Source organism: Burkholderia sp. LMG 13014 (assembly GCF_905232215.1).
Taxonomy (GTDB): domain Bacteria; phylum Pseudomonadota; class Gammaproteobacteria; order Burkholderiales; family Burkholderiaceae; genus Burkholderia.
This window is the reverse complement of sequence record NZ_CAJNKE010000176.1, coordinates 1-10724: the sequence shown is the minus strand read 5'-3', so window position 1 is coordinate 10724 and position 10724 is coordinate 1. Positions and strand designations below refer to the sequence as shown.

Below are 10724 nucleotides of genomic sequence, written 5' to 3'. Positions count from 1 at the left end.
CCGTCGCATAGCGGCTCGCCGCCGAGCCTGCGCGCAGGTAGTCGAACTGGTGGCCGTCGGCGCCGTGCGTGACGAAATACACGCCGGTCGGCGCCGCACGGTCGATCCGCACGTACGTGGTATCGACGCGTTCCGCGCGCCACATGTCGGCCAGCAGGCGGCCGAACGGATCGTCGCCGATGGCCGACACGAAGCCCGTCGACGCGCCCTGGCGCGCCGCGGCGATGCAGAAGTTCGACGTGTCGCCGCCGAAGCCCTGCAGGAATTCAGGCCGGCCCGGCTGCGACTGGTTGAATTCGATCATCGCCTCGCCGAGCGCGAGGATCTCCGGAAATGCGGCGGTCATCGCTTACACCTCGCCCCACAGATCGTGGCCGTCGGCGCCCGTGATCTTCACCGACACGAAATCGCCGACCTTGTAGCGCTTCGATGCCTTCGCCGCCGGTTCGACATAGACGACGCCGTCGATCTCCGGCGCATCGGCCGCCGTGCGGCCGATCCCGCCTTCCTCGCTGACTTCGTCGATCAACACCTTGAGGGTCTTGCCGACCTTGCGCTGGATGCGGTTCGCCGACACTTCCTCGGCGACTTCCATGAAGCGCGCGCGGCGTTCCTCGCGAACCTCATCCGGCAGCGCACCGTCGAGTTCGTTTGCAGTCGCGCCTTCGACCGGCGAATACGCGAAGCAACCGACGCGATCGAGTTCCGCCTCGCGGATGAAGTCGAGCAGCGTTTCGAACTGCTCTTCGGTCTCGCCGGGGAAGCCCGCGATGAACGTGCTGCGGATCGTCAGGTCCGGGCAGATCTCGCGCCACTTCTGCACGCGCTCGAGCACCTTCTCGGCGTTCGCCGGACGCTTCATGCGCTTCAGCACTTCCGGATGCGCGTGCTGGAACGGCACGTCGAGGTACGGCAGCACGTGGCCCTTGAACGGGCCTTCGGCCATCAGCGGAATCACTTCGTCGACGCTCGGATACGGATACACGTAATGCAGGCGCACCCATGCGCCGTACTGCGCGGCGAGTTCGCCGAGCGCGGCGACCAGGTCGGTCATGCGCGTCTTGATCGGCTTGCCGTTCCAGAAGCCCGTGCGGTACTTCACGTCGACGCCGTACGCGCTCGTGTCCTGCGAGATCACGAGCAGTTCCTTCACGCCCGACTTGAACAGGTTCTCCGCTTCGAGCATCACTTCGGCGACCGGGCGCGACACGAGGTCGCCGCGCATCGACGGGATGATGCAGAACGTGCAGCGGTGGTTGCAGCCTTCCGAAATCTTCAGGTATGCGTAGTGACGCGGCGTGAGCTTGATGCCGGCCGCGGGCACGAGATCGGTGAACGGGTCGTGCGGCTTCGGCAGGTGCGAATGCACGGCCTGCATCACTTCGCCCACCGCGTGCGGGCCGGTGACGGCGAGCACCTTCGGGTGGACTTCCTCGATCAGGTTCGAGCCGCTCGCGCTCGACTTCGCGCCGAGACAGCCGGTGACGATCACCTTGCCGTTCTCGGTCAGCGCTTCGCCGATCGCGTCGAGGCTTTCCTGCACGGCTTCGTCGATGAAGCCGCAGGTGTTCACGACGACGAGGTCGGCACCGTCGTAGGTGCCGGAGATTTCATAACCTTCGGCGCGCAGTTGCGTGATGATCTGTTCGGAGTCGACGAGCGCCTTGGGGCACCCGAGGGATACGAACCCTACTTTGGGGGATTGGGACATCTGGAATGTGGGGGCGTGGCAGCAAAAGCGTGAGTTTACAGCGATTTATGGGTCAGCGACCCAAAACAAGCGGCCGGCGGCAGCATTGATCGCCAGCTCGAATACGCGGCCCGCTGGGCGGCGAACCACGAGATGGAGCTTGATGCGTCCCTATCCCTTCGGGACGAAGGACTGTCGGCCTACCATCAGCGCCATGTCCGGCAAGGCGCGCTCGGCGTCTTCCTCCGTGCGGCCGAGGATGTCCAGGTGCCTGCCGGCTCCGTCCTGATCGTTGAGGTTCTGGATCGGTTGAGCCGCGCCGAGCCACTACAGGCACTGGCGCAGATCGTCAACGCCGGAATCAATGTCGTGACGGCCCGCGACGGCCGCGAGTACAACCGCGAGCATCTGAAGGCGCAGCCGATGGTCATCGTAAAAAAACGGCGCCTCGGCGCCGTCCGCTTAACACCCTCTGGAGCGCAACCGCTGCACGCATCCACGGGTCAATTCTAAGCATGTGTGATTAGTCGTCGATCGTCATGGCGATGCCAGTCATCACTATGTGATATACGTTGAATATAAATGACTTTAACAACATCAACACATAGAAGAACCAAGTCACAAACCCAATAAATACCACCGCAACACCAACTGATTTCACAAGCCCCTGAACGTCACGACTCACAGGCAGATCGTGCAGAAAAACATCCCCAGGGCCACCGCTCGCAAAAAATATCCTAATCGAAACGCAAAGTATCGTGAATGCAAGATAATGAATAAAAACAAGAAGAAATATCGATAGATTATATTTTAGATAACTAACTCCCGTTTCATCCCGTTCGTGCCTCGCCATTAAGAAAAATATTTCAGATTTAGTGGACACACATATAGTAAAACCCGCAACCAAGAAACCCAAGATACTAGCTGAAAACGCAATAGCATCAGCAGTCGTCTGTCGCAACAGGCTCAAAACCATAGACTGGTCAGATCCCACGCGAACACAATATGCAACACACACAAAAAAGACGACAGCAGTTACTGCCACATTAAACCCATTCGCGGGAGTCAATCTGGCAATTCTATAAATATCCAAGAGAGAATGCTCCTTCAACAGATCCTCTCTCGAAAACACGAATCTTTGATTAGACATCAAATCTTCTCGCAATTCGCCTCACCGCCAAGTCAGTCTGCTCGGGATCGGCATCTTGAGCAATTTTTATATTATTTCTCTCGATCTCTTGATTCAGCACATTATTGAGTTGCAGGGCAGCATCCGGCACATCCCTTGAGACCCCGTCGGTTTGGACTCGCAACCTGAACTCCTCATTATTTCCGATCAATTTATTTCCAGAGGCATCTTTTCCTGCGAGTTTGACGTCAACATTACCGTCCATCGCAACTGCACGGAGTTGCACTATTGCTTCGTTTGTGTCTAGAGTTCGATTATCGCCAGCCGAATGGGTAATCTGAGAATTCTTCGCGCCAAGCTGGCCACCAGTTGTACGAATTGCCTGCAAGAGCCTCGAATTATCCAACTCACTGTTTGTCTGAAGAACACGCAAAGAAATCGACGACAATTGCCTATACCGCTTAACGAAGTCGGAAAGACTAAGGGCACTCGGAATCGGAACAACATCTAGCGTGGACACGGGGAATTCCTCCCACAGTTTCTTTTTGGTCACGCGCTCGACGGACCCCCCCCATCCTCAATCGCCCGATCGCGAATCTCAACTCGCCGATCATACTCCTCTTGAATGAATTTCTTTTGACTTTGTCGAATATAGTTATAAACCGTACTGCGAAAACTAGAGATTGCCGGACTATGCGCAGTTTCCGGACAATAAATTAACTTGTGAGTATTCAGAATTAATACAAATATTGCCGATGGCGCAGAATCGAGCGACCCAACCTTCCTCACCAAACCACGACCGCGTTCGAACACTTGCTCGCTTCGCAATGTTGTATCCTTGATAAACCTGCCGGCCACTGCCAATACGGGCTTTCTCTTATTACCCAAATTCAGCAGTGTCGTTTGGTAGAAGAAATACCGGGTATCGCTGTAACCCCTCGGCTCGAAATTTTCGCAATTAAGAAAGGCCGGAAGAACGATATCCTCAGCGACATCAAGGAGATTTTTATCACCGAATTTACAAATGAAATTCGCAAAGCTGACTTGCCTACCGCTCGACATACTTCCCCCGTGTGGTCGTTGATTTTGCTTCTTGTTAAGTGTCGGTCCGTCATACACCGGATCTTGACTGAGTCAGTGTAATGGAAATTTGAGACAAACAAGCGCATCCTGAGCGTATGCCCTAGGGCAAAGCGTTGGTATATCTCTACTTTTCTACAGGCATCCACGCGACCTTCCCCGCCGGAAGTCGTAAGATTCCGGCCGAACGGGCCTTCCGCGGAAACCAAGAAGCATTCACAGGGGCTCACGATGCCACACCGGCCCTTGGCGGGGCGCGGGCAAGCAACTTTCTGATGCGCGAATCAGTTCTCAGAGGCGAGTGTGCGAATCCGGGTTCCATGATACCGCCCGTACTCACTCTTCTCTATCTCGGCATGCAATAGGAAAATGCCATTCTCAAGGCGGGCCAGTCCAGCGTCGAGTAACTTGTGGACGTCGGCACGCAACAGTATTCCGTCTTGAGCGCGATTGTGTTCCCGCCAGTTTCGGCCGGGCAGATGAGCGGCCTCAAGGACTTTTCGGACCGCGCAGTTCGTGACTGCACATCGCCATGCATAAGCTGCCCCGACGCGATTTCGAAACAGAGCCTGTTTCAATCGAACAGCAAACTCGCCTCGCGTGTGGGTTCTTCCGTCATCGGCGCCTTGCGCACCACTCAGTGAAATTTCCTGACCTTCGCCAATCGCGAGCGCATCAAGACTCACTGCAAGAGACCGGATCCCTCTGACGCATTCGGCTGTTTTTACGTTTCGCTCGTCGACAAAAGGCAACGCCGCTGTCACGCCGTTTCGCGCACGCGTAGGAAACCTTGAAAGCAATTCCTTATAGGCTTCGTACAGTGAATCTATCGGAACTACAAGCCAGTTCCACAAATTGTCCTCGACAGGAGGTGCGGCCGGTTGAACAAACAATGCGTACGCAGCGCCGTCCGCCTTTGCGCCGTCAACGTTGCGAAGGACAGCATCCAAGAATGCGCTATCGGCGATTCCCGTGCTTGAAGCCGCGGTGACAGCCCCGAGTAGTACGGCCGCTGTAGTTCGATTGTGGTAGCGCCCCTCCTTGAGCCAAAATCGTATAGGTGCTCCGGTCGCTAACTCAGCATCAATGAACTTCCTCGCACCGCGCTTCATCGCTGTAGCACCACGGAAGCCGCTAAGCTCGAGTAGAGCCACCGCAAGTTCATGGACGTCTTGCTTGGAGTCCATTGAATTCCGCTCGCCCGCAACAACAGCCAACATGCGTCACACCCTGGATTGGAGAAAGGCGACGAGTATGCGCCTGCGATCGATCGAGACGCCAGCTATCGTGGTGAGCCGCCACCCAGCAGGGAGTTTATATTTGCATTCTCACGGGCACCCGAGGGATACGAACCCTACTTTGGGGGATTGGGACATCTGGAATGTGGGGGCGTGGCAGCAAAAGCGTGAGTTTACAGCGATTTAGTGTCCGGCGATCCAAAAACGAGCGGTTGACGACGATGCGCGTCGTCCGCTCGAATGCCCGGCGCGTTCCGGGCCGGCTGCCGAGCCGGACCTGATATGCCCCTTCATTTCCGGCGAAGCCGCGTTGCGGCGCTGTCCCCGACGCCCGTCAGCCGGCAAGAATCGCCCCGGCACCGCTGCCCGCTATGAGAAAATCCGGGCGTCCATCCTTTTCAATCGACCCAACGGGGCACGCATGACCACCCACATCACGATCGAATTCACCGAGCACGCAGCGGAAGCCATCGGCGAACAGACCAGCACCAGCTTTTCGTATGACCAGGGTGCGCATGTGCCGCAACCGGGCGACTTCGTCGAACTCGAGAATTCGCGCCAGACGTTTTTCGTGATCGGCCGCGTGTTTTCGCTCAAGGCCAACTACAGCGCCGTCAAGCTCGTGCTCGACCTGCCTCCGTCGGGCGACGAGCAGGATTTCGATCCGGTGCACTGACGCACGACGAGACGCGTTACGCCGGTCTGACCCGATGACCATGCAGCGCCCACACAGGGCGCTGCGTTCATCGCCACACCCGCGTCAATCCCGCCTGGCAGGCACATACCGGGCCTGCATCAACCCGCTCGGCAACCGCTTCGTATCGTCGAGCTGCAGCCGTGTCTGCGGCAGGTCGTTGCCGAACAGCGGAATCCCCTTCCCGAGCACGATCGGCACCCAGCTGAGCGTGATGCTGTCGACGACGCCGGCCGCAATGCCTTCCCGCGCCGTCGTGCCGCCGTCCAGATAGACATGACGATGGCCTTGCGCTGCCAACTGGCCGAGCAACGTCGTGAGCGCCCCGTCGAACGGCTCTTCGCCGTGGCGCGAAGCCAGCTCCCGACGGGTCATGACCACCATCCGCTTGCCGGCATAGGGCCACGGGTCAAACGCAATCACCGTGTCGTAGGTGTTGCGCCCCATCACGATCACGTCGATGTCGTTCATCAACGACGTATAGCCGGTTTCATCCGGCGAGTCCGACGAAAACGCCTCCAGCCATGACAGATCACCGTTTTCGCCGGCGATGAATCCGTCGAGACTGAGGGCGAGAAATACGCTGACTCGAGGGCGCATACAGGCATCCTTTCATTAATGTAAGGATGCCGAGTATAGCCACGATCGCCGTGCGCTGCCGCTGCGCTGACAGGACGTCCCCGTTTTCGGGTGCAGCGGCGGCGTCGCCCGTCGTCCGTTCGATCGCCCCGCACTCCCTCGTCGAATTACGCGCCCATCATCGCGCTTGCGGCCAATCGCCCAAGCTGGGGCGCCAGGATCACGCCGGGATGCGCGACGACGGCATAAACCCCTGCAACACCCGGCAAAAATCCGTTGATCGGCGCTCCGTCGTTCGTCATCGGCCGAAGCGCCGATTTCGCGGAGAGCGGCGTGAGGGTCGGCGGATCGGCAAACAACGCCGAAATTTCCGAGGCGGTACGGGCAGCGAGCGCGGCAAGTCCACTGTCGCCCTCTTCCGGAGGATCCGCGGCCGACAGCAGGCTGCCCGACGGGCCGACACGCACTTCAAGATCCTGCCCGTAGAGCAGGTGGCTGATGAGACCCGGCTCGGCAGCGAAACGCATCAACACGGCCGGCTCCTCGCGAACAGGCAGGGAAACGCCCAGGCCCGCGGCGATGGCAACCGCGGAAGCAGCGTTCGCCAGGACGACGACATCCGCCGGCACATGCCCATGCGCGGTATGCACACCGACAGCGTGCCCATTGTGCGTTTCGACCGCTTTGACTGCGCAACCGCACCGGATCTGCGCGCCAGCGGCCTGCGCACCGGCCAGCAACTGATGAGCCAAGTCGATCGGCTCGACCACGAAATCGTCGGGTGCCCATGCAATCAACTCGGGAAGCCGCGCAAGACGCGGCTCCATCCGGGCCACCTCTCGACGACCCAACGCTTCCATGCGCACGCCCGCCGCGCGCTGCTCGTCGATCAAGGCAGCGGTCTGCGCATCCGTGTCCAGCCAGACGAGTGCCCCGCGCGTCGTCACCGGCAACGGGCCCAGCTCGCGCGCCAGCCGGGCGAACTCCGGGAGCGCTGCGAGCGTACGGGAGAAGCTGGACGGGCTTTCAGAAGGAAACGCGCTGCCGGTACCCACCCAGCCGAACGACCAGTGAGTCGCGCCAGCTGCGGCCTTAGCCTGCTTTTCCAGCAGCGTGACCTGCGCGCCCGATCGCGCAAGATGCCATGCGGTGGATGCACCGACGATGCCGCCGCCGACCACGACGACGCGTAGCGTGTTGTTTCCCATGAGTGACATTCGGACGTTGCGCGATTTCGACTATACCGTCCGCCCCTCTTCGCCGCTGTGCGGTTGCCTGCTGCCCGGCATAGCGAATCGTCTCGCCCGCTCGCTCGGCCCGGCGTCAAAGCGATCAATCGACATCCACTGCGCCTGGGGCGGACTGACGCAACAAATAAGCCCGCCGAGGCGGGCCTTGCTCAAACACGCGATTCGGCACGTCACCGCATGTCCGGAAACACTGACGCCTTCAGGCACCGCTCGAACCACACCGCGTCGTCTCCATCGCCGATCGGCCACATTTCCGCATCGAGTTGCGGCAACCCGGCGACCGGCGCCGATGCGTGATTATCGCCACCGGACGTCCCTGCCCGCATCCACGCCGAATGCGCGCCACCGTCGTCGCACGCACTCCCATGTGCCGGCGCTTCGCAGAACGCCACGGGTCGCACCTTCCCGCCGTCAGCCGCGCTCACCGACCGGTACTGATAGACCGCACCGGTCGCCCAGTCCTCGCTCTGGCTGCAGACCCGCGCACGATGCTGCACATGGACCGCGCCGAAGCACGCATAGGAAACGTGCGCACCACTCGCATCGTCGGGAAGGAAATCACAGTTTGCATCGAAACCGGTGAGCGGGCCGCCCGTGTATTTCGCGAGCCACTGGCGCTCGGCCTGCGCACGTGCGATCAACCCTTTGTTCGATTGATCGGCCAGCACGGCGGTGCGCCGATCGATGGTCTTGCGCACTTCGTCGACGGCCAGCGGGTGACCTTCGTAATCGGCGTCGAGACGGTTGTTGCGCGCATCGATCCAGCGGCGCTGGCTACGCATCAGCATGTCGCGGATAGCGGTATCCGGCGCGGCCTTCAACGCACCCGCATAGGCCGCATTCATGCGCGCGTCGGCCGCGCGCAGCACGGCGCTCGCGCAAATGCGCTTCTCGATCGGTTGCACGGCTTTCGCGCAGTCCATCGCAAAGGCCGGTACCGCCACGCCAACGCCCATCGTGAATATCGAAGCAAGAACGGCCAGTCTGCGGGCCCATGCCATTCGAATCCCTCGCATGCTCTCTCTCAATTCGTTTTTCTTTGTCGCACTGCATCGATGCCGCATCGCCCGTCACGGCCTGTCGTGCCCGGTCGCCGATACGCATTTCGCCGCAGGCAGCTGCCATGCTTCGCCGTGCAGCGCCGCTCATGGTACGTGTACCGGCAGGAACGCACACCATCCGGCCGGGCACGCTCCGGGTTTCCTGCGCAGGTGACTGGATCTCGATCGACCGGACAACGGTCATGCACGCCCGACCCGGCGCGCGCATTCGGTACCGACGGCCATGAACGACCGTCGGCGAGAGGGTTCGGCAGGCGCCGGCCGCACCTCGTCGCGCCCGAATGCGCGATCGGCCGACCCGCACCGCGTAGCTTCGCGGCACCGACGCCCGACGGGTTGCCCGCCGCGGTCGGCCTGCCGCGAAACCGTTACTTCTTTTCCGGCTCCGACGCGCCCGGCTGCTTGAACGGGAACGTGCTGAACATCGACTTCGCCTGGTTCTGCATTTGCTCCTGCATCTGCACGAACATGTTCTTCGACTGCTCGATGTAGCTGGTCATCATCCCTTGCATCATCGGCGCCTGCATGTTCATGAACTGCGACCAGACTTCCGGATTCATCGCATTGCCTTCGTACAGGTTCTTCGACTGATCCGCGAGCTTGTTCTGGATGTCGATGAACGCCTGGATGTTCTTTTCCAGGTACGTGCCCATCATGCCCTGCATCGCATGCCCGTAGAAACGGATGATCTGCGACAGCATCGACGACGAGAACATCGGCACGCCACCGCTTTCCTCTTCGAGGATGATCTGCAGGAGGATGCTGCGCGTCAGGTCTTCGTTGGATTTCGCATCGACGACCTTGAAGTCCTCCTGCTCCAGCACGAGTTGCTTCACGTCGGTCAGCGTAATGTACGTGCTTGTCTCGGTATCGTAGAGCCGGCGGTTCGGGTACTTCTTGATGAGCCGTTCGGCCGTCTTCTTTGTAGTAGTCATGTAACGCCTTTGAGTGCAGCGTAGCGGAAGTGACGAATCCCCGCCGCCCGAAGCCGGGAGGCGGGGGCCTTCGGAACACGCCCGGCTGCGCGGCCACCCGGCCCGCGCAGCGCGGACGCTCAGCCCATGTGCAGGCCGCCGTTCAGCGAGAAGTCGGCGCCCGTCGCGAAACCGGAATCGTTCGACGCGAGCCACGCGACGATCGAACCGATTTCCTCCGGCCCGCCGAGACGACGCACCGGGATCGTCGCGACGATCTTCTCGAGCACGTCCGGGCGAATCGCCTTCACCATGTCGGTGCCGATGTAGCCCGGCGACACGGTGTTGACCGTCACGCCCTTCGTCGCGACTTCCTGTGCGAGCGACATCGTGAAGCCGTGGATGCCGGCCTTTGCGGTCGAATAGTTGGTCTGGCCGAATTGCCCCTTCTGGCCGTTCACCGACGAAATGTTGATGATCCGGCCCCAGCCGCGTTCGACCATCCCGTCGATCACCTGCTTCGTCACGTTGAACAGGCTCGTCAGGTTGGTGTCGATCACGGCCGTCCAGTCTTCGTGCGTCATCTTGCGGAACACGACGTCGCGCGTGATGCCCGCATTGTTGACCAGTACGTCGATCTCGCCGACTTCAGCCTTGACCTTGTCGAACGCTTCCTTGGTCGAGTCCCAGTCGCCGACGTTGCCTTCCGACGCGATGAAATCGTACCCGAGCGCCTTCTGGTCCTCGAGCCATTTCACACGGCGCGGCGAGTTCGGGCCGCAACCTGCGACCACCTTGAAGCCGTCTTTCAACAGGCGCTGGCAGATGCTGGTGCCGATGCCGCCCATCCCGCCCGTTACGTACGCAATTCGCTGAGACATAAATCTCACTCCATTTTTTGGTTTCGAGAGCTGCCGGAGGCCCCCTCTGACTTCACGGGACGCCGGCCGAAGCCGCAATCGGCCGGCACCCGGATTCGGTTCGCTGGTCGCGAATGGCCGGTGACGAACGGCCGGTTACGGACGCTCGACCGCGAGCGCGACGCCCATCCCGCCGCCGATGCACAGCGACGCCAGCCCGCGCTTCGCA

General features: G+C 60.4%; 12 protein-coding genes and 1 pseudogene. 2 read left to right on the top strand and 11 right to left on the bottom strand.

Annotation, left to right across the window (positions count from 1 at the left end):
* Both JYJ84_RS18410 and rimO read right to left on the bottom strand, forming a co-directional pair.
* A partial coding sequence (locus JYJ84_RS18410; protein WP_240201874.1) for a PfkB family carbohydrate kinase occupies positions 1 to 346 on the bottom strand: 346 nt, incomplete at its 3' end.
* 3 nt (positions 347 to 349) lie between these two features.
* Complete coding sequence (gene rimO, locus JYJ84_RS18405; RefSeq protein ID WP_027787268.1) at positions 350 to 1711, bottom strand: 30S ribosomal protein S12 methylthiotransferase RimO; 1362 nt, start codon at positions 1709 to 1711, stop codon at positions 350 to 352.
* Between the two features lie 84 nt (positions 1712 to 1795).
* Here rimO and JYJ84_RS18400 point away from each other — a divergent pair.
* Positions 1796 to 2125: pseudogene (locus tag JYJ84_RS18400) on the top strand (recombinase family protein); the annotation flags it as partial.
* A gap of 88 nt (positions 2126 to 2213) precedes the next feature.
* Here JYJ84_RS18400 and JYJ84_RS18395 read toward each other — a convergent pair.
* From JYJ84_RS18395 to JYJ84_RS18380, 4 genes are all read right to left on the bottom strand, one after another.
* On the bottom strand, positions 2214 to 2783 hold the full coding sequence (locus tag JYJ84_RS18395) for a hypothetical protein (RefSeq protein WP_175221865.1): 570 nt from the start codon (positions 2781 to 2783) through the stop codon (positions 2214 to 2216).
* 49 nt (positions 2784 to 2832) lie between these two features.
* Entirely contained in the window at positions 2833 to 3339 is a 507-nt protein-coding gene (locus JYJ84_RS18390; protein ID WP_175221866.1) for a hypothetical protein, read from the bottom strand.
* Positions 3340 to 3368: 29 nt separating this feature from the next.
* Positions 3369 to 3938: a hypothetical protein gene (locus JYJ84_RS18385; protein ID WP_175221867.1), complete on the bottom strand. Its 570-nt coding sequence runs from the start codon at positions 3936 to 3938 to the stop codon at positions 3369 to 3371.
* 245 nt (positions 3939 to 4183) lie between these two features.
* Positions 4184 to 5086, bottom strand: coding sequence for an HNH endonuclease signature motif containing protein (locus JYJ84_RS18380; protein ID WP_236027623.1), 903 nt, complete (start codon positions 5084 to 5086; stop codon positions 4184 to 4186).
* 472 nt (positions 5087 to 5558) lie between these two features.
* Between JYJ84_RS18380 and JYJ84_RS18375 the strand changes: the two genes are divergently transcribed.
* On the top strand, positions 5559 to 5813 hold the full coding sequence (locus JYJ84_RS18375) for a hypothetical protein (protein WP_122945534.1): 255 nt from the start codon (positions 5559 to 5561) through the stop codon (positions 5811 to 5813).
* 84 nt (positions 5814 to 5897) lie between these two features.
* Here the strand turns inward: JYJ84_RS18375 and JYJ84_RS18370 are convergent, their stop codons facing one another.
* The 5 genes from JYJ84_RS18370 to JYJ84_RS18350 all read right to left on the bottom strand — a co-directional run bounded on the left by JYJ84_RS18370 (position 5898) and on the right by JYJ84_RS18350 (position 10516).
* A complete protein-coding gene (locus JYJ84_RS18370) occupies positions 5898 to 6431 on the bottom strand; it encodes a dihydrofolate reductase family protein (RefSeq protein ID WP_175221869.1) in 534 nt (177 codons plus the stop codon).
* 146 nt (positions 6432 to 6577) lie between these two features.
* Positions 6578 to 7618 (bottom strand): FAD-binding oxidoreductase, encoded by a 1041-nt coding sequence (locus JYJ84_RS18365; RefSeq protein ID WP_175221870.1) that lies wholly within the window; start codon positions 7616 to 7618, stop codon positions 6578 to 6580.
* A gap of 212 nt (positions 7619 to 7830) precedes the next feature.
* Positions 7831 to 8616, bottom strand: a complete 786-nt coding sequence (locus JYJ84_RS18360; protein ID WP_236027624.1) for a lysozyme inhibitor LprI family protein — start codon at positions 8614 to 8616, stop codon at positions 7831 to 7833.
* A gap of 473 nt (positions 8617 to 9089) precedes the next feature.
* Positions 9090 to 9656: a polyhydroxyalkanoate synthesis repressor PhaR gene (gene phaR, locus JYJ84_RS18355; RefSeq protein ID WP_006485265.1), complete on the bottom strand. Its 567-nt coding sequence runs from the start codon at positions 9654 to 9656 to the stop codon at positions 9090 to 9092.
* 119 nt (positions 9657 to 9775) lie between these two features.
* Positions 9776 to 10516, bottom strand: a complete 741-nt coding sequence (locus JYJ84_RS18350) for a 3-ketoacyl-ACP reductase (protein ID WP_014896930.1) — start codon at positions 10514 to 10516, stop codon at positions 9776 to 9778.
* Positions 10517 to 10724: the final 208 nt, after the last annotated feature.